The organism is Neorhizobium sp. CSC1952 (assembly GCF_030378245.1).
GTDB classification, from domain to species: Bacteria; Pseudomonadota; Alphaproteobacteria; order Rhizobiales; family Rhizobiaceae; genus Neorhizobium; species Neorhizobium oryzae_A.
Genome location: NZ_CP128416.1, coordinates 4111717 through 4130013, shown reverse-complemented (window position 1 = coordinate 4130013; position 18297 = coordinate 4111717). Strand labels below are relative to the sequence as shown.

Sequence of the window (18297 nt, the reverse complement as noted above, 5' to 3'; positions counted from 1 at the left end):
GCCGATACCCCAAGATTCCGGAAGGGCGGACGGAAGTCCGCCCTTTTGTTTCGCCTTGCCCAGGTCCAGCCATGCTCGATTTCGCCGCCTATGCGGGGCTCTTTTCCGCAGCCTTCATCGCCGCGACGATTTTCCCGATGCAATCGGAGGCGATCCTTGTCGGCCTGATCCTCACCGGAAAATATTCGCTCGCCGGATTGCTTCTGGTCGCCACGGTGGGAAACACGCTGGGCGCCGCCGTCAACTGGTTCATCGGCCGCGGCATCGAACGGTTCCGCGACAGGCGCTGGTTTCCGGTGACACCGGAAAAGCTCGAAAAGGCCCAGGTCTGGTACCGGAAATACGGGAAATGGTCCCTGCTATTGAGCTGGCTGCCGATCGGCGGCGACGGCGTCACCGTGGCGGCCGGCGTTCTCAGGGAGCCGCTGCCGACCTTCCTCGTTCTCGTCTTCATCGGCAAGGGAATACGTTATCTGGTGCTGGCCGCCGCCACGCTCAGTCTGTTCTGATGCCGCTGCCTTCACCGCCGAAATCGCCGAGCGTTTTCCAGAAATCGGCAAAGAAACGGTGTGCGAAGGTTTCGAGCGAGACGCCCGGCGGCTGCTCGGCCCAGCGTTCGCCGCCCACCCGCAAGGCACCCATCACGACCGCCGCCAGAAGCCGCATGCGCTCCCGCTCCTCGTCGCTGCGGCTGCGGGCCTTCAGCGCCTCGGTGAGCTTCGCTTCCAGCTTGGCGTATTTGAGCTGGTCCCTGGCTCTCAGCGCCGGCGTGCACCGGATCAGCTCGCCGAGCTTCAGCGCCCTCTCGTCGGCGGCCGACACGACGGCGCTCACCAACCCGTACTGCACCGCCTGGACCGCCGGCTCGTCGGCCGGCCGCGAGGCTATCGCCTCCATCATCCGATCCGCAAACCCGTCCTGCCAGGCAAAGACGACGTCTTCCTTGGAAGGGAAATAATCGAAGAAGCTGCGCTTGGAGACATCCGCTCGTGCGGCGATGTCCTCGATCGTCGTCGCGTCGAATCCCCGTTCGAGGAACAGTTCCATCGCCGCCTGTTCGATGCGCTCGCGGGTCTGTCGGCGTTTTCGTTCGCGCCTGCCCTCGGTCTCCGTAATTCCTGCTTTCGTCATTCCACCCGTTTTCGCTCACTCACCCGTCCGGCCGGCATCCGGAATCGGGCCCGCCTCCGCTCCGCCGCCATATTTGGGACGCTCGCGTGTCAGGTCGAGCGGTTTGCGCCGGGAAATCCTGTAGACGGCGGCCGGCGGAATATTGCGCACCGTGTGACCGATATGCGTTGCCTTGAGGCCGAGCCGGTCGAGGATCGGCCGCGGCACCGGGCAGCGCGGCCCGTAGGTGAACTGGTAGAAGGCGCCGCCCGGGCGAATATAGGTGAAGGCGCCGCCGAGGATCGCGGTTATCTTGCGCGGCGACATGGACAGCAGCGGCAGGCCGCTGATTACCGCCCCCACCGGTTCGCCCTCGAAGAGATCGGCATGGCCGAGTTTCGCGGCGTCCATCTGCAGCACCCGCGCCTGCGGGAAACGCCGCTGAAGGCCGGGGACGAATTCCGCGCCGTATTCGATCAGCGTCAGATCGGATTCGGCAATGCCGCGGGCAAGCAATGCGCGGGTGAAGACGCCTGTCCCCGGCCCGAGCTCGATGATCGGCCCGTCGACCGGGGCGATCTCCTGGGTCATGAGCCGCGCAAGGGAATCGCCGGAGGGGGCGACGGCGGCAACACGCAGAGGATTGCTGATCCAGGAACGGAAGAAATGCAAGAAATCGGAGAAGGCGGCGTCGGCTGTCATGGTCAGAGACTCACCATTTTGAAAATGCGATCGAGTATTCCGCCGAGCTTGACAGCCTGCGTGGCAATTCCAAGGCATAAACAACCTCCGTTTTGAAAAATGCTCCGCCTGGGTGCAATATTTTGCCGGTGCGCGGCAATGAAGCGGTACTTAGTGAATTATTGCATCGAGTGCAATATTATCACGAAAATGTGCCTCCAGCGACAACCCCTGCAGCAATCAGGCATCATCATCTTCGTCGAGGGAACTCGCGGCCTCTGTTTTCATTGAAGGAATTGCGGGACGAAAATCATTTCAGGAGGAGTCTGATGAAAGAACCGGTCGCGGAACTGGGCGAACAGGAGACGGAACTCAACCGGGTCATGGGACCGGGCCTGCTGCTCCTCTTCATCGTGGGCGATATTCTCGGCACGGGCATCTATGCCCTGACGGGTCAGGTGGCCGCGCAGGTGGGCGGCGTCGTGTGGCTACCCTTCTTCATCGCCTTCGTCGTGGCGCTGCTGACCGCCTGCAGCTATCTCGAACTCGTCACCAAATATCCCCGCGCCGCAGGTGCCGCCCTCTACACGCACAAGGCCTTCGGCATCCACTTCGTCACCTTCCTGGTGGCCTTTGCGGTCATGTCGTCGGGAATCACCTCGGCGGCCACGGCGTCGCGCGCCTTCGCCGCCAATTTCGCGACCTCGCTCGGCATGGACGTCGGCACCTGGGGCGTGCCCTTGCTTGCCATCGGCTTCATCGTGCTGGTCGGCGCGATCAATTTCCGCGGCGTCGGCGAGAGCGTGAAGATGAACGTGCTGCTGACCGTCGTCGAGCTGACCGGTCTCTTGATCATCATCGGCATCGGCTTTTGGGCGATCGCCGGCGGCCAGGGCGACGTATCGCGCGCCTGGACCTTTGCGACGCCGGAAGGGAGCGGCGTCTTCTGGCCGGTGATTGCGGCCACCACGCTCGCCTTCTTCGCCATGGTCGGCTTCGAGGATTCGGTCAACATGGCCGAGGAATCCAAGGAACCGAGCCGCATGTTTCCGAAAGTGCTGCTGACGGGCCTTGCGATTACCGGGGTGATCTACGTGCTGGTGGCGATCTCCGCCATCACGCTTGTACCGGCCAACGAGCTCGGCGAGGGCGAAACGCCGCTGCTCAAGGTGATCCAGGCCGGAGCGCCGGGCTTCCCGATCGGCATCTTCGCCGTCATCACCATGTTCGCGGTCGCCAATTCGGCACTGATCAACATGATGATGGCGAGCCGGCTGATCTACGGGATGAGCCGCGAAGGCGTGCTGCCGGGAGTTCTCGGCAAAGTACATGCAAGCCGCCGCACGCCCCATGTGGCGATCTTCTTCACGTCGCTGCTCGCGGTCGCCCTCGTCCTGTTTGCCGGCGGGGTGCCGGCCCTCGGCGGCACGACCGCGCTTCTGCTGCTCTGCGTCTTCACGATCGTCAACATTGCGGTGCTGGTGCTGCGCAAGGACAAGGTCGAGCACAGGCATTTCCGCACGCCGACCGTTTTGCCGGTGCTGGGCGCCATCTCATGCGCCTTCCTCGCCGGTCCCTGGACCGGCCGCGATCCGGTCCAGTACGTGATCGCCGCCTGCCTCATCGGCCTCGGCGTCGTACTCTGGTTCGCGACGATCGGCATCATGCGCGCAGCAAACCAGACGGCTTGAGCAATCAGGCCTTGAGGCGAACCGACAGCCGTCCGTCTTCGGAGATATGCGGCACGACCTCGAGATAGCCGGGTATCCTCGGATGCCCGGTTTCGATCCGATGGGAATGGGTCGCGGTGATCACCATCACGTCCGCCCCGGCCGCCTCGCCCGCCTGAATGCCGGCGAGCACGTCCTCGAAAACCAGCACGTCCGACGGGCTGACGCCGAGCCTTTCGGAGCCCAGGATATAGCCTTGCGGATTGGGCTTTCCGACGGTGACGTCTTCGGCCGTCACCATGTAGCGGGGCTCGGGAATGCCCGCGGCGCCGAGCCGGCGTTTCGCCAGTTCGATCGGCGAGGACGTGACGATCGCCCAGCGCTCCGGCGGAAGCGCGGAGAGGAACTCCACCGCGCCCGGGATCGGCACGACGCCGTCCACATCCTCGATCTCGCCGCGCAGGACGAGTTCCGCTTCGGCCACCGGATCGATCCCCGGCAGGTTCAATCCGCTGATCGTGTCGATGCCGCGCTTGCCGTGCATGGTCGGCAGGAATTTTTCCACGTCGAGCCCCATCGCGGCGGCCCAGCGGCCCCAGACCCTTTCGGCGGCGGCGATCGAGTTCAGGATCGTTCCGTCCATGTCGAACAGGAAGGCGGCATAGGTCTTTTCGGGAAGAGAAAGTGCGGTGGCGCGGGAGGGCACGGAAAATTCCTTTGTCGTCGTCGTGGCTCCGACTCGGAAAATTGGTCGGAAAAAACTGCGTCTCTCCGAGTAATTGCTGCGGCGTCGAAAGGCAAATCCCCGCACATGGATTGGCCCATGAAAGCCCGCGCAGGCGCAGCTATCTAAATCGCGAATGCATGAACTGCGAAACGGCAACGCCGATCACGATGCCGACCGCTATGCCGATTCCGATATTGTCGAAGATGGCTGTACCGAGCACCGTACCAAGCCCGACGCCCACGGCTATTCCCGTCGCTATGGTCATGGCCTGATGATGACGCCAACCGATGGCGAGACTTTGGCAGGCATTCTTGTGTTCGTACATCGACGCGGTAGAAATGGCGACCGACGCCAACAAGGGAGGTGGTCTTGGCCGAAGTCTCTGCTCGTCATACGGATCTTGCCGATCGCGGCGTGCTGATCACCGGCGGCGGATCGGGCATTGGTGCAGCGCTTGTGGAAGGCTTTGCCGCGCAAGGCGCCAGGGTCGCCTTCATCGACATTGCCGATGATGCCAGCCGCGGTCTTGCGGCACGCGTTTCGGAAAAAGCCCGCCATTCCGTTCATTACCTGAAAGCCGATCTCAGCGATGTCGCCGCGGCGAAAGCGGCGGTCGATCGCGCAGCCGAAATACTCGGTTCGCTGTCCGTGCTGGTCAACAATGCCGGCTGGGACGACCGGCACGATCTGGAGGCCGTGACGGAGAAGTATTGGGACCAATCCCAGGCGATCAACCTGAAACAGATGTTCTTCGTCTCGCAGGCCGCCGTCCCGCATCTGCGCAAGGCCGGCGGTGGCGCGATCGTCAATTTCTCCTCGATCGCCTATCTGCTCAACATGGGGGAAATGCCCGCCTACACGACCGCCAAGGCCGGCATCGTCGGACTGACCAAAAGCCTTGCGGGAAAGCTCGGGCCGGAAAACATCCGCGTCAACGCCATCCTGCCCGGCATGATCGTCACCGAACGCCAGAAGACGTTGTGGCTGAAGGAAGAGGATATCGCCGCGATGATCGCCCGCCAGTGCCTGAAGCGGATCCTGGTGGCCGAGGACCTTGTCGGCCCCTGCCTGTTCCTCGCCTCGAACGCCTCCGCTGCCATGACGGCCCAGACGGTCGTCATAGACGGCGGAGCGCTCTAAAGCAATTCCAGGAAAAGTGTGTAGCGGTTTTCCGTCCGGAATTGCGTAAAACAAAGCGATGGAAACGGAGTTGCCGCGCGGGTCCCCGGTGGAAAGAACCCGCGCGGCCTGGAGGCCAGCTTACTCCGCTGGAGAGAGAGCGGGCGCCGCCTCCGTGCCGTGCTGCCGCAGGGGGCGGCTGCCGGTAAGCAAACGTGCCAGCATGTAGAAGACCGGCGTCATGAAGATGCCGAAGAAGGTCACCCCGATCATGCCGGAGAAGACCGCGATGCCCATGGCGACGCGCATCTCGGCACCGGCCCCCGTCGAGACGACGAGCGGCACGACACCCATGATGAAGGCCATCGACGTCATCAGGATCGGACGCAGGCGCAGCCGGCTCGCCTCGACCGCCGCCTGGAACGGCGTCCGGCCTTCGAACTCCAGCTCGCGGGCGAATTCCACGATCAGGATCGCGTTCTTCGCCGATAGTCCCACCAGCACCACGAGCCCGATCTGGGTGAAGATGTTGTTGTCTCCACCTGTCAGCCAGACGCCCGTCAAGGCGGCGAGCACGCCCATCGGCACGATCATGATGATCGCCAGCGGCAGTGTCAGGCTCTCATACTGGGCCGCGAGCACGAGATAGACGAGCAGCAGCGCCAGCGGGAAGACGACGATGCTCGAATTGCCGGCGAGGATCTGCTGGTAGGTCAGGTCCGTCCACTCGAAGTCGATGCCGGAAGGCAGCGTCTCGTTGAGGATCTTCTCGATCGCCGCCTGTGCCTGGCCGGACGAGAAGCCCGGTGCCGGCCCGCCGTTGATGTCGGCGGACAGGAAGCCGTTGTAGCGCGTCGTGCGTTCCGGCCCGGTCTGCGCATCCACCTTCAGCAGGGCGGAAAGCGGGATCATCTGGCCGGACTGCGAACGGACCTTCAATTGGCCGATATCCTCCGGCTTGGCGCGGAACTTCGCATCCGCCTGCACCCGGACGCTGTAGGTGCGGCCGAAGGCATTGAAGTCGTTGACGTAGAGCGAGCCGAGATAGATCTGCAGCGTTTCGAAGACGTCCGTCACCGAGACGCCGAGCTGTTCGGCCTTGGCGCGGTCGAGGTCGGCATAGAGCTGCGGCACGTTGATCTGGAAGCTCGAGAAGATGCCGGCGAGTTCCGGCGTCTGATACGCCTTGGCAAGAACCGCCTTGGCCGCTTCGTCGAGTGCCTGGTTGCCGAGGCCGGCCCGATCTTCGATCTGCAGCTTGAACCCGCCCGTCTGGCCGAGGCCGTTGACCGGCGGCGGCGGGAACATGGCGATGAACGCATCCTGGATGCCGGCATATTTCTGGTTCAGCGCCATGGCGATGGCGCCGCCCGAAAGCTCCGGCGTCTCGCGCTCCTCGAAATCGTCGAGAACGGCGAAGACGATGCCGGCATTGGAGCCGATCGTGAAGCCGTTGATCGACAGGCCGGGGAAGGCGATCGCATGTTCGACGCCCGGCTGCTCCATGGCGATGTCGCTCATCTGCTTGATCACCTCTTCCGTGCGGTCGAGCGTGGCGCCGTCGGGAAGCTGGGCAAAGCCGATCAGGTACTGCTTGTCCTGCGCCGGCACGAAACCGCCCGGCACCGCATTGAACATGCTGTAGGTCGCACCGACCAGCGCTAGGTAGATGATCATCACCAGGCTCTTTCGGGAGAGCAATCCGCCGATCGTCCGGCCGTAGCCGTTGGAAGCGGCTCCGAAGGCCCAGTTGAAGCCGCGGAAGAACCAGCCGAAGACCGCGTCCATAAACCGCGTCAGCCAGTCCTTCGGCGCATGATGGTCCTTCAGAAGAAGGGCGGCAAGCGCCGGGGAAAGCGTCAGCGAGTTGATCGCCGAGATGACGGTCGAGATCGCGATCGTCAGTGCGAATTGCCGGTAGAACTGACCGGACAGGCCGGAGATGAAGGCGAGCGGCACGAAGACGGCGACAAGCACCAGCGCGATCGCGATGATCGGGCCGGAGACTTCCTTCATGGCGCGATAGGTCGCGTCGCGCGGACTGAGCCCGTTCTCGATGTTGCGCTCGACATTCTCCACCACGACGATCGCGTCGTCGACGACGATGCCGATCGCCAGCACGAGGCCGAAGAGCGTCAGTGCATTGATCGAGAAGCCGAAGGCATACATGACCGCGAACGTGCCGATGATCGATACCGGAACGGCGATCAGCGGGATGATCGAGGCGCGCCAGGTCTGCAGAAAGAGAATGACGACGAGAACCACGAGCGCGATTGCTTCGAGCAAGGTATCGACGACCTTCTCGATCGAGGAGCGTACGAACTTGGTCGTGTCGTAGACGATCTCGTACTTGACGCCCTGGGGCATCGCCAGCTGCAGTTGATCCATGGTGGCGCGGACGTTGTCTGCGATCTCGATCGCGTTGGAACCCGGTGCTTGGAGAACCGCCACGGCGACCGCCGGACGGCCGTCGAGCAGCGAGCGCAGCGTGTAGTCGGCAGCGCCGAGCTCGATGCGGGCGACGTCACGCAGCCTGGTGATCTCGCCGTTCTGACCGCTCTTGACGATGATGTTGCCGAATTCCTCCGGCGTCCGCAGGCGGCCCTGGGCGTTCACGTTGAGCTGCAGGTCGACGCCCGGCTGGCTCGGCGATGCGCCGATGATGCCGGCTGCGGCCTGGACGTTCTGCGACCGGATCGCGTTCGAGATGTCGCTGGCGGCAAGCGAGTGCTCGGCCGCCTTCTGCGGGTCGATCCAGACGCGCATCGAATAGTCGCCAGCGCCGAAGACCTGAACCTGGCCGACCCCCTCGATGCGGGCGAGCCGGTCCTTGACGTTCAGCGTCGCGTAGTTGCGCAGGTAGGTGATGTCGTAGTTGTCGGCCTCCGACACGAGGTTCACCACCATGATGAAGTCCGGCGAGCTCTTGACGGTGGTGATACCGAGGGCGCGGACCTCCGCCGGCAGGCGCGGCTCGGCCTGGGAGACGCGGTTCTGCACGAGCTGCTGGGCCTTGTCCGGATCGGTGCCGAGCTTGAACGTGACGGTCACGTTCAAGACGCCGTCGGACGTCGCCTGGCTGGACATGTAGAGCATGTCTTCGACGCCGTTGATCTGCTCTTCCAGTGGCGTCGCCACCGTTTCGGCAATCACGGTCGGGTTTGCGCCGGGATAGGTGGCGCGCACGACGATCGACGGCGGCACGACCTCGGGATATTCGGAAATCGGCAGTGCGCGCATGCCGATGAGGCCCGCCACCACGATGAGGATCGACAACACGGCCGCAAAGACGGGCCTGTCGACGAAAAACCTGGATATATTCATGTCAAAGCCCTCTCTCCGGGGTTGAACAAGAAACGGAAAGCGCCCGTCCCGCAGCCGGGCGGCTGCAGGCGACAAAGGCGATTGATGTCTTGCGAGAGCTGGCCGGCAGTGCCGGTCAGCGGGTTACTTCGTTGCCACCTTGGCTTCGTCCTGCGGCTCCACCACCGCACCGGGACGGATGCGCTGCAGGCCGTTGACGACGATGCGGTCGCCCGGGTTCAGGCCCTTTTCGACGATCCGCTGGCCGTCGACTGCCAGGCCCAGCTCCACCTGCCGGTAGGCGACGGTATTGTTGGCATCGACCACGAAGACGAACTTCTTGTCCTGATCGGTGCCGACGGCGCGCTCGCTGACCATCAGATGGTCCTGAGCCTTCGGCTGGCCCATGCGCACCCGCACGAACTGGCCGGGGATCAGACGACCGCCGGGATTGTCGAAGACGGCGCGGACGCGGATCGTGCCGCTGGAAGCATTCACCTCGTTGTCGATGAGCTGCAGCTTGCCACGGATCGGCGTGCCGTTGTCGGCAAGCGTATTCACCTCGACAGGCACCCGTTCGATCGCCGGAACGCCGTTCTCGACGGGGAGATCGGCGAGCGTGCGGGCCACCAGCTCTTCGCTGGCATCGAAGCTCGCATAGATCGGGTCGGAGGAAACCAGCGTCGTCAGAACGGCGGACTCCGAACCTGCCGCCACGAGATTGCCGACGGTGATCTCCAGCCTGCCGGTCCGGCCCGAAATCGGCGCGCGGATCTGCGTGTAGCCGAGATTGAGCTGCGCCACCTTCAGCGCCGCCTGGGCGGACTGGAGATTGGCGAGCGCCTCGCTGCGGGTGCTCTGGCGCTGGGCGAGATCACTCTGCGAGATGGTGTTCTTGGCCGCGAGATTCTTGCCGCGCTCGAGTTCGGTCGCGGCAAGCTCGACCCTGGCTTCGGCGGAGGCCACCTGGCCTTCGGCCTGCGCCACCGCCGCCTGGTAGGGCTCGGGATCGATGGTGACGAGCAGGTCGCCCTGCTTCACCAGTCCACCCTCGCGGAAATGCACCGATTGAATGGTGCCGGCGACCCGCGGGCGGATCTGCACGCGATCGACGGCTTCCAGCCGGCCGGAGAACTCCTGCCAGGTGGTAACGTTGCGCGGCTCGACGGTGGCGACCGTCACGGGAACGGCCGGAGCCGCGGCTGCCGCTGCCGGCGCCGCATTGGCGCCCTGCGGCAGATCGAGATAGACCGAGGCGCCTGCGATCAGCGCAGCCGTGCCCAGTCCGGTGCCCCACAGGGCCCAGTTCCTGATCTTCGATGTCATCGATACTCTCCTTACGGCCTTGGGAGGAGGCCGTTAGCTTCCTTTAAATACAATATGTTACGCACTTAATTCCTGGACGAAGCCGGTGAATTCGGCGCAGAGCGTCCTCATCCATTTCCCGTCGCCGTCCTTGTATATGCCCGTCCAGCCGCAGCTCGCCGGGAAAACCTTCTTTCTGACCGACACGCCCGCGGCTGCGAGCCGTTCGGCGTAACCGATCGTCTCGTCGCGCAGCGGATCGTCCTCCGATGTCACGACGAGTGCCGGCGCGACACCCGAAAGCCGCGAACAGAGACACGGCGCGGCATAGGGGTGCTGGAACACGCAGGCCGTACGCAGGTAATGGCTCCAGCCGTCCGACCAGCGCTCCCGCATGCCGATTTCGTCGGCCTTGCGGAAAGACGTCGTCGCCATCATCGGGTCGATCATCGGCGACAACAGGATCTGGCCGCTGAGCTCGCCCGGCATCTGGTCGCGCGCCTTGAGCGCCACCCCGGCGGCGATATTGCCGCCCGCCTCGTCGCCGGCGATGAAAAGCCGCGATTTCGCGCTGCCGAACTGCTTGCGACGGCTGGCGAGACAATTGAGCGCCGTGAAAGCACATTCCATCGCCTGCGGAAACACGTTGTGCGAAACGCTGCTATAGTCCGCTTCGAGGACCACGGCCCCGGTTTCCGCAAGCGCCTTTCCGATCGGCCGCTCGCTTTCGCTCCGGCCTTCGTCCAGAAATGCGCCGCCACGCAGGTAGAGTACCAGCGGCGGCACCTTGCCCGCAACGGCGCCTTCATAAAGACGCATGGGCACAGGCGGCTTCACCGACCTGTCAAAAGCGATATTTTCCCACTGCGCCGTCATTGAAAAATCCCGTGCGGCACCCTTATTGAAGAGGAGGTGCTTGCCGTCAATCTTGAACCTGATATTATTGTTCGAGAGAATTCCCACAAGTTCACGGAATTCGGCAACACTATTCCAAATTCAGAAACAATGCTGCAATGCAGCGAGGAAGCTCAGATGGATCAGCTTTCAGCGATGCGCGTTTTCGTCCGCGTGGTGGAGACTGGCAACTTCACCCGCGCCGCAGCGACGCTCAATATGCCGAAGACGACGGTCACCAATCTCGTTCAGAGCCTCGAAGGGCATTTGCGCACGACGCTGCTCAACCGCACGACCCGCCGGGTGATGGTGACGACCGACGGCGCGCTCTATTACGAGCGGGCGACGCAGATCCTCTCCGAACTCGATGAGCTCGACGGCAGCATGTCGAATTCGCAGACGCAGCCGTCCGGACGGCTGCGGGTGGAAATGGCCGGCGCCTTCGCGGACCTGCTGGTCGTCCCGTCGCTTTGCGACTTCCACCAACGCTATCCGCAGATCAGGCTGGATATCGGCGTCGGCGACCGGCTGGTCGATTACATCGCCGAAAACGTCGATTGCGCGCTGCGGGCGGGGACGCCGACCGACCAGTCGCTGATCGCCCGCAAGGTCGGCGAGCTCGGCATGCAGGCCTACGCGGCCCCTCTCTACGTCCGCAACGTAGGAATACCGGAACATCCGAAGGACTTGGAAGGGGATCATTTTTCCGTCGGTTACCTGAACGCCCAGTCGGGGCGCGTGAGGACGCTGGAATTCCGCCGCGGCGATGAGGAACTGGAGATTACGCCGCGTTATATCGTCTCCGTCAACGATGCCCGATCCTATGTGAACGCAGCGGTCTCCGGCATGGGCATCGTGCAGTCGCCGCGCTTCATGGTGCGGGAAGCGGTGGAGAAAGGCGATCTCGTCGAGGTGCTTCCCGACTGGCATTGCGAATCCCTGCCCCTCTACATCGTCTATCCGCAGACCCGGCATTTGAGCAACAAGGTCCGCGTCTTCGTCGACTGGCTTGCCAAGCTCGTGCAGAATTTGAAGGTCGAGGACAATCGCGAGCAGATCCGCAAGGCGAGCTGACGTTAAGCCGAGAAATCATGCGTCCCACCCAGGAATTTATGCCTCGACTCGTTCCGGGGTGATAAAGCCTTCTCCGGGAATTTTGTAATTGGAATAGTCTGAGCATGACGCGTTGGGGACATGTCGCAATCGCCGTACTGGGCGGCATCGCAGCCGCTCTGCATGTCGGCAAGGTACCGCCCGCCATTCCCTTGCTGCGCTCCGAACTCGGCATGGATCTGGTCGCTGCCGGCTGGCTGATGGGGCTGGTGAGCGCGCTGGGCGCGGCCTGCGGCTTCGTCATCGGCCGCTTCACCGACTACCTGACCCATCGCCGCTCGATGATCCTCGGCCTGGCGCTCCTCATCGCCGGCAGCCTGATCGGGGCCGCGACGCTCTCCGAACTGCTGCTTTTCGCAAGCCGCGTCCTGGAAAGCGTCGGGCTCATCATGGTTTCCGTTGCCGCACCCGGCCTGATCGCCTCCTCGATCGATCCGCGCGACACAGGCCTTGCACTGGCGCTCTGGGGCGTATGGATGCCGGTCGGCGTTGCGGTCATGATGATATTCTCGCCTTTCCTCCTGCCGGGGTTCGGCTGGCAGGGCTCCTGGGTTTTCGCTGCCGTCCTGAGCCTCATCCCCATGCTCGCGCTGATGGCGATGAAAACGGCGCAGCCGCAGCCCGCTGGGCAGCCTCCGGCATCCCTGCCGGCCTCCGTCAAGCTCACCGCATCCCGCCCCGTTTCCTGGATCCTCTCGGGCATTTTCGTCGCCTACAGCGCGAGCTTCATGTCCGTCTTCGGCTTCCTGCCGACGCTGCTGATCGAGGAGATGGGGATCGGTCTGACGGCCGCCTCCATCATGACCGCGCTTGCGGTGCTGGCAAACGGCGTCGGCAACGTGTTCGGCGGCGTTTTCGCCCGCTGGGGCGCTCCGCGCTGGATCCTGATCGCCGGCCCCTGCGTGATGCTGGCGCTGACGGCCTTCATCGTCTTCGGCCATAGCTTTCCGCTCTGGATGCGCTATGCCGCTTCGGTGCTCTATGCCGCCTCCGGCGGCGTCCTGCCGGCGACCATCATGGGTTCTCTGCCGGTCTATGCGCCGCGCCGCGACCTTGTCGGCACGTTCAGCGGCTTCGTCATGCAGGGTTCCAACATAGGCCAGGTCTTCGGACCGATGCTGCTCGCCTCGATCGTGGCCGCGGCCGGCTGGCAGGGCGCCCCCTATTACATCGCCGGCGCAACCGGGCTTGGTTTCGTGCTGGCGCTCCTCCTGCGCCAGACGGAACGCCGGATCGCCGCGGCGCGTCCCAGGACGGCATGAGGCAGGCTGGCTTGCGCTGCAAAATCCGTTAGTCTCCCCCTGGCCAAACAAGGGGAAGCAGATCATGAAACATCACGTCGCCGCGTCGTCGAAAACCTGCGCCTGGGGTTACTTCGATCCCGCCCGAGAGCCCGTACTGACCATCGAGAGCGGCGATACGGTGGTGATCGAGACCGTCTCGGGTCCGCCGGAGGTGCTGCCCGGAGAAGGCTTCTCCATCCTTCCCGAACATCTCGAAATCCACGAGAATTGCCGGCCGATCATGCAGGGCCATATCCTGACCGGCCCGGTTGCGGTGCGCGGCGCCAGACCCGGCCAGGTGCTCGAGGTCAAGATCCTCGATATCGAGCTCCGCCAGGACTGGGGCTACAACGTCATCCGTCCGCTGGCCGGCACCCTGCCCTATGATTTCGAGAATACGCGGCTGTTGACCATTCCGCTCGACAAGGAGAGGAATGTCGGCCGCCTGCCCTGGGGACTCGATCTGCCGCTCGCACCCTTCTTCGGCGTCATGGGTGTCGCGCCCCCGCCGAACTGGGGCCGCATCACCTCGATCATGCCGCGTGCCCATGCCGGCAATATCGACAACAAGGAACTCGTCGCCGGCACGACGCTTTATCTGCCGATCTTCAACGAAGGCGCGCTCTTCTCCTGCGGCGACGGTCACGGCGCCCAGGGCGACGGCGAGGTCTGCATCACCGCGATCGAGACGGCGTTGCGCGGCACGTTCCAGCTCACGGTACGCGACGATCTCGATTTCGTCTATCCCCGCGCCGAGACGCCCGCCCACTACATCACCATGGGCATGGACCCGGACCTCGATCAATGCGCCGTCATGGCTCTGCGCGATATGATCGTGCTGCTCGGCGAAAAGGGCGGCCTGTCGCGGGAGGATGCCTATACGCTGTGCAGCCTGGCGGGCGACCTCAGGATCACCCAGACGGTCAACGGCTGCAAAGGCGTCCACATGATGATGGCGAAGAAGCTCGTCCACGCCGCGTGAAGGCATCAGCCGTAAGGCGATCGACACTGACGGCGCGAACTTCCGTCAAAAGGTTGATAGCTGTTGTCCTCGACGCGGTAGGAGCGGTAACGGGCAAAGCACCATTCCTCATGCGCTCCGACGGGCGTATCGCTTTCGATCATTTGCGGATCGGTGTAATCGGCGACGTCGTCGGCTGGCACCGTCTCGTCCGGAACCGGCTGCAATTCGTCATGCCGTATCGGTTCTTGCCGCGGATCGTCCGGTGAAACTGCGGCCATACCCGGCCCGGCGCCGGGCGGCCGGCATTGGCGGCGCGCCCCGCTATAAGGCTGATAGCTGTTGTCCTCCACCCGATAGGAACGATAGCGGGCATAACACCATTCGGCATGGGCGGGACTCACCATGGGAGCAGGCTGCGGCGGATTGCGGAAACCGGCTGTCCTCGGGTCCATGTCTGCCGCGGGCTTCGGATTGACCGAACCCGTCACAATGTCGTCGATTGCCGCATTCCCTGCTCCCGCATTCGGCGCTGCGGCAGCACTCTGCTGGGTGGGAGCCTGCCCGGGCACCTGAACATCGGGCTTCTTGTCGGCGTCCGGGACGGAACCCGAAGGCGTCGACGGCGCAACCCGCTCGTAGCGTTGTTTGGACGTATCGACCGGCTTCGGGCTGGTCGTCCAGAGGTCCGGCGTATCCATGTTGGCAAGGCGGTGCGGTTCCGGTTCGGCAATCACATTGGCGGTGATGATGACGCCGCTCAAGAAGACCAGCACCACCAGTACAAGGCTTGCCAAAAGCAGAAGGACAGGCTTCACGACACGCTCCGCATTTCGCAGTCAAATGCCGACGATGCCACCGCAGTTCCCGGGAAATGGATAAAAGCCACCTGATACGGATCACAGATAGTTGCAGCGCGATACGATGACGCTTCAAATCTTTGAAACTTCAGCCTATTTAATTCAACCCATACCTTCTATAGAGGTAAAATCCGAGCGCTGATTTTTTTCAGCGATCAGGCAAAGAATTTTCGCAGAGCCGCTAGACAAGCTGAACGAACCCCTTTATACGCCCCTCACACCGCTAGCGAGGATGCCTCGCCGCAGACGGTTCGGGTGATTAGCTCAGTTGGTAGAGCAGCTGACTCTTAATCAGCGGGTCGTAGGTTCGAGCCCTACATCACCCACCATCTTTCCCACCACTTAGATGGTCACCAATGTGGCTAGTCTATTAATATTTCGCGATACGAAAATTACAGATCGAGCGTGCCTTCCGCAAGCTTGACCGCCTGCCCGCCGATGCGGGCTCTCGCGATCTCCGCATCCTTCACGTCGATATGCAGATAGATGAAGGACGCTCTCCCGATCTCGACGCCCTGCTCCACGAGGACCGGATGATGGCCGTCCGGCAGCGCATCGAAATGCCGGATCGCGCCGGAAAGCGCCGCGACCGCGGCGCCCGTTGCCGGGTCTTCGGAAATCCCCATGTCCGGAGAGAACATGCGCGCATGGAACTTCGCCTGATGATGCACGCCCCCGCGGCAATAGACGTAAGCCGAAGCCAGCGAGCCCTCCACGAACGGCGCCGCCTTCACCCACAGGCAGGGATCGAATTCCAGGTTCTGCACGGTTGCGAGATTGTGCAGCGGAATCATCAGGAAAGGCACGCCGGCGCTCCAGATCGACGCCACGTGATTCTCGAAACCGATATGGCTCGCCTTGACGCTCAACGCATCGGCGATACCCTGCCGGTCGAGGGGAAGATCGATCCGCGCCGGCTTTCTCGGCAGGTCGAATTCGGCAAACCCTGCCTCGCCTTTGCGAAGCCGCACAGCGCAGCGTACCGGCCCGACATTCTCCTCCAGCACGCAGACCAGGTCCATATTCGCCTCACGGGCGCCGTAGTCGCGTTCCGCGAGCGCCACGGCCGTACCGACGGTCGGATGGCCGGCAAAGGGCAGTTCCCTGCCCGGCGTGAAGATGCGCAGCCGCGCCGCATAGGCCGCGTTCGTGGAAGGCTGGATGAAAACCGTCTCGGAGAGGTTCATCTCTCTCGCGATTTCCTGCATGGCCTCATCGGCAAGGCTGTCACCGTCGAAGATCACCGCCAGCGGATTGCCGGAAAGTTTTTTGTCGGTGAAGACATCATAGATGCAGTAGCGACGGGCCAACGGCACCTCCCCCTTAATTTCGATGGCGCCAAACTGCCCGAGCGGCCCGCCTGGCGCAACCCCGTTCATCGCGGTTTTTGTCCCTCGCCGAAATACCAGTCCAGAACGGGCAGCATGCCGACATTGTAGGGATAAGCGGCGTGATCGGCCGAGCGGATCGCCACCGCGCCGGCGATCTCCTTGTCTTCCGCCACCTGCATATGCCGTTCGATCCGGGCGATCATCTCTTCCGCCGTCAGCTCGAACCGGAAGAGACGGAAGAGCGTCACGGCCCGCCTGTAATGGGCGACGTAATAACCGTCGCTGCCTGTAGCGTCGTGCAGGTCTATCCCCGTCTCCTCCAGCACTTCGCGCCGCATGTTGCGTTCGGGGTCGCAATGGCCGTCGACAACATCCTCGGGTTCGAAGGAGCCGCAGGCGAAATAGACCATGCCCGCATTCGCCGTGTGTTCTCCCATCCGGATCGCCACCAAGGCCCCATCGCGGGATTCGAGAACGGGATAGGCATAGATGTGCAACCCGCCCTGCCGCTCCGGCTGCTTGCGCCACCACAGGAAGGTGGAAAAGGGAATGACATGGCCCTCGCTGAAGATCCCGTCCTGACCGAGGCCGATCCGCATCTGGAGGATCATCCGGCCGTCGAACAGAGCAGGATTGGCGGCAATCTCCTCCCTCCAGTTCTCGGCGATGGCTTCCCGTTCGGCCAGATGGAGCGGATGCTCGCCCGGCAGGATGCGCATCTTCACCCGATCGACGTGAAAGACGGCCTTCTCCGGCGGCCAGCCGGAAAAATCCTCCGAAAGTTCGACGGTCATTTCAGCTCCAGCGACATGACGACGGGGCAGTGATCCGACGCCTTCGGCCGGTCCCAGCCGATTCGTGGAAACCGCTCGACCTCCTGCCCCGGCGGGAAGACGGTACGGTACGGCTGCCCGCCGCGAACGATCTCCGGAACGCTGTCCGGATTGCGCTCGGCGAGCGCCGGGGAGAGCCAGATGTAATCGAGCTGGCAAAGATGCTGCTCCTCGGGCCCGCGGGCGTGGTAGAGCGTCCAGCGGTCCATCACGTCGCGGCGCCCGATCGGGTTCACGACAAATCCGTCGTGCGAAAACACGTCCAGCGCGCTCGCCTCTTCCCGCCTCGGCTCGAAGCGATAGCCTTCGCGCCGGGTGCCGATCACCTGCACCTTTTCCTGATAGTCGTTCATGTCGCCGCAGATGGCGAAATTCTTGTCCGCCGTCCGGCCCTTGCCGAACCGGCGCTCGATGATGTGCCGCACCGCCTTCGCCTCCGCGATCCGGATCGCCATCGTGCCGGTCCGGCCATCGCCGCCCTCGCGGCCGTTGGTCATCGACTTGAAATGCACGACATAGAGCGAGAACGGCCTGCCGCCGATCTTCAGGTCGATCTCCAGGCAATCGCGCTTGAAGATCTTGTCATGCGGCTGGCTGGTCAGCGCCAGCTCCTCGTTGAACAGGCCGAGGTCCTGATAGGTCAGCATGGCGTGGCTGCGCACGTCCAGCACCTCGATCCTCTCGCCGCTGCGGGTCTCCTCGCGCATCAGCACTGCCACGTCGATGCCGCGGGAATCATTGCCCTCGACGAGATATTTCTGCCGGTAACCGTTGCCGACCATGCGGTAGAGATAACCGTATTCGAAGGCCTCCAGTGCCGGCATGTTGTCGACCTCCTGCAGGCAGAGGATGTCGGCATCGGCTTCCGCGATGGCAAGCGCCGAAAGCTGCCGCGTATCGTCCGTCTCCGCGATCAGGCGGGCCTGTTCGAGCTGCTGGTAGATCGCCTTGTCCTGAACGTCGTAAAGCCTCAGCACACGATCCTGCCGGAGCTGGTTGCGCCAGCCGGAGAAATCGAAACGCGTCATCAGGTTTTCGATGTTGAAGGTGGCAAGGCGCAGCGGCATTCGACGTTTCCCTGTTTTGGTCGGCACCATAACCGGCACG

General features: G+C 63.3%; 17 protein-coding genes and 1 tRNA gene. 7 read left to right on the top strand and 11 right to left on the bottom strand.

The window, feature by feature from the left end:
• Positions 1-71: 71 nt before the first annotated feature.
• Positions 72-509 carry a YqaA family protein gene (locus QTA58_RS19910; protein ID WP_289670450.1) on the top strand — a complete coding sequence of 146 codons (438 nt, stop codon included), beginning with the start codon at positions 72-74 and terminating at the stop codon, positions 507-509.
• Here the strand turns inward: QTA58_RS19910 and QTA58_RS19905 are convergent.
• Positions 496-1131 (bottom strand): TetR family transcriptional regulator, encoded by a 636-nt coding sequence (locus QTA58_RS19905; protein ID WP_289670448.1) that lies wholly within the window; start codon positions 1129-1131, stop codon positions 496-498. The genes QTA58_RS19910 and QTA58_RS19905 overlap by 14 nt on opposite strands.
• A 15-nt stretch (positions 1132-1146) precedes the next feature.
• Positions 1147-1812, bottom strand: coding sequence for a methyltransferase domain-containing protein (locus QTA58_RS19900; protein ID WP_289670447.1), 666 nt, complete (start codon positions 1810-1812; stop codon positions 1147-1149).
• 308 nt (positions 1813-2120) lie between these two features.
• Between QTA58_RS19900 and QTA58_RS19895 the strand changes: the two genes are divergently transcribed.
• Entirely contained in the window at positions 2121-3482 is a 1362-nt protein-coding gene (locus tag QTA58_RS19895; RefSeq protein WP_289670446.1) for an APC family permease, read from the top strand.
• 4 nt (positions 3483-3486) lie between these two features.
• Here the strand turns inward: QTA58_RS19895 and QTA58_RS19890 are convergent, their stop codons facing one another.
• Together QTA58_RS19890 and QTA58_RS19885 are read right to left on the bottom strand one after the other, a co-directional pair.
• Positions 3487-4167 (bottom strand): HAD-IA family hydrolase, encoded by a 681-nt coding sequence (locus QTA58_RS19890; RefSeq protein WP_289670444.1) that lies wholly within the window; start codon positions 4165-4167, stop codon positions 3487-3489.
• A 139-nt stretch (positions 4168-4306) separates the two neighbouring features.
• Entirely contained in the window at positions 4307-4546 is a 240-nt protein-coding gene (locus QTA58_RS19885) for a hypothetical protein (protein WP_289670443.1), read from the bottom strand.
• 11 nt (positions 4547-4557) lie between these two features.
• Here QTA58_RS19885 and QTA58_RS19880 point away from each other — a divergent pair, with 11 nt between their 5' ends.
• On the top strand, positions 4558-5328 hold the full coding sequence (locus QTA58_RS19880) for an SDR family oxidoreductase (protein ID WP_289670442.1): 771 nt from the start codon (positions 4558-4560) through the stop codon (positions 5326-5328).
• A 120-nt stretch (positions 5329-5448) separates the two neighbouring features.
• Here QTA58_RS19880 and QTA58_RS19875 read toward each other — a convergent pair whose 3' ends face one another.
• From QTA58_RS19875 to QTA58_RS19865, 3 genes are all read right to left on the bottom strand, one after another.
• Positions 5449-8631, bottom strand: coding sequence for a multidrug efflux RND transporter permease subunit (locus tag QTA58_RS19875; RefSeq protein ID WP_289670440.1), 3183 nt, complete (start codon positions 8629-8631; stop codon positions 5449-5451).
• Positions 8632-8754: 123 nt separating this feature from the next.
• Entirely contained in the window at positions 8755-9936 is a 1182-nt protein-coding gene (locus QTA58_RS19870) for an efflux RND transporter periplasmic adaptor subunit (RefSeq protein ID WP_085424577.1), read from the bottom strand.
• Positions 9937-9993: 57 nt separating this feature from the next.
• The gene (locus tag QTA58_RS19865; RefSeq protein WP_085425122.1) at positions 9994-10791 is read right to left on the bottom strand and encodes an alpha/beta hydrolase; all 798 of its coding nucleotides are present in this window, start codon (positions 10789-10791) and stop codon (positions 9994-9996) included.
• Positions 10792-10947: 156 nt separating this feature from the next.
• Between QTA58_RS19865 and QTA58_RS19860 the strand changes: the two genes are divergently transcribed.
• The 3 genes from QTA58_RS19860 (at position 10948) to QTA58_RS19850 (ending at position 14187) form a co-directional block, all read left to right on the top strand.
• Positions 10948-11883: a LysR family transcriptional regulator gene (locus QTA58_RS19860; RefSeq protein WP_085424578.1), complete on the top strand. Its 936-nt coding sequence runs from the start codon at positions 10948-10950 to the stop codon at positions 11881-11883.
• A 104-nt stretch (positions 11884-11987) separates the two neighbouring features.
• Complete coding sequence (locus QTA58_RS19855) at positions 11988-13184, top strand: MFS transporter (protein ID WP_289670438.1); 1197 nt, start codon at positions 11988-11990, stop codon at positions 13182-13184.
• Between the two features lie 61 nt (positions 13185-13245).
• Entirely contained in the window at positions 13246-14187 is a 942-nt protein-coding gene (locus QTA58_RS19850) for an acetamidase/formamidase family protein (RefSeq protein ID WP_289673233.1), read from the top strand.
• 5 nt (positions 14188-14192) lie between these two features.
• Here QTA58_RS19850 and QTA58_RS19845 read toward each other — a convergent pair whose 3' ends face one another.
• Complete coding sequence (locus QTA58_RS19845) at positions 14193-14984, bottom strand: BA14K family protein (RefSeq protein ID WP_289670436.1); 792 nt, start codon at positions 14982-14984, stop codon at positions 14193-14195.
• Between the two features lie 295 nt (positions 14985-15279).
• Between QTA58_RS19845 and QTA58_RS19840 the strand changes: the two genes are divergently transcribed.
• Positions 15280-15355 (top strand) — tRNA-Lys (locus tag QTA58_RS19840).
• Between the two features lie 63 nt (positions 15356-15418).
• Here QTA58_RS19840 and QTA58_RS19835 read toward each other — a convergent pair.
• The 3 genes from QTA58_RS19835 to QTA58_RS19825 form a co-directional block, all read right to left on the bottom strand.
• Entirely contained in the window at positions 15419-16336 is a 918-nt protein-coding gene (locus QTA58_RS19835; protein WP_289670435.1) for a PhzF family phenazine biosynthesis protein, read from the bottom strand.
• A gap of 65 nt (positions 16337-16401) precedes the next feature.
• Complete coding sequence (locus tag QTA58_RS19830) at positions 16402-17151, bottom strand: NUDIX hydrolase (protein WP_289670434.1); 750 nt, start codon at positions 17149-17151, stop codon at positions 16402-16404.
• A complete protein-coding gene (locus QTA58_RS19825; RefSeq protein ID WP_085424583.1) occupies positions 17148-18257 on the bottom strand; it encodes an endonuclease/exonuclease/phosphatase family protein in 1110 nt (369 codons plus the stop codon). The genes QTA58_RS19830 and QTA58_RS19825 overlap by 4 nt, the downstream gene beginning before the upstream one ends.
• Positions 18258-18297: the final 40 nt, after the last annotated feature.

Bases quoted from the DNA above. Each gene is read 5' to 3' on its own strand.
- QTA58_RS19870 (WP_085424577.1), bottom strand. From the start codon at position 9,936: ATGACATCGAAGATCAGGAACTGGGCCCTGTGGGGCACCGGACTGGGC.
- QTA58_RS19855 (WP_289670438.1), top strand. From the start codon at position 11,988: ATGACGCGTTGGGGACATGTCGCAATCGCCGTACTGGGCGGCATCGCA.
- QTA58_RS19900 (WP_289670447.1), bottom strand. From the start codon at position 1,812: ATGACAGCCGACGCCGCCTTCTCCGATTTCTTGCATTTCTTCCGTTCC.
- QTA58_RS19895 (WP_289670446.1), top strand. From the start codon at position 2,121: ATGAAAGAACCGGTCGCGGAACTGGGCGAACAGGAGACGGAACTCAAC.
- QTA58_RS19910 (WP_289670450.1), top strand. From the start codon at position 72: ATGCTCGATTTCGCCGCCTATGCGGGGCTCTTTTCCGCAGCCTTCATC.
- QTA58_RS19830 (WP_289670434.1), bottom strand. From the start codon at position 17,151: ATGACCGTCGAACTTTCGGAGGATTTTTCCGGCTGGCCGCCGGAGAAG.
- QTA58_RS19865 (WP_085425122.1), bottom strand. From the start codon at position 10,791: ATGACGGCGCAGTGGGAAAATATCGCTTTTGACAGGTCGGTGAAGCCG.
- QTA58_RS19875 (WP_289670440.1), bottom strand. From the start codon at position 8,631: ATGAATATATCCAGGTTTTTCGTCGACAGGCCCGTCTTTGCGGCCGTG.
- QTA58_RS19825 (WP_085424583.1), bottom strand. From the start codon at position 18,257: ATGCCGCTGCGCCTTGCCACCTTCAACATCGAAAACCTGATGACGCGT.
- QTA58_RS19860 (WP_085424578.1), top strand. From the start codon at position 10,948: ATGGATCAGCTTTCAGCGATGCGCGTTTTCGTCCGCGTGGTGGAGACT.
- QTA58_RS19905 (WP_289670448.1), bottom strand. From the start codon at position 1,131: ATGACGAAAGCAGGAATTACGGAGACCGAGGGCAGGCGCGAACGAAAA.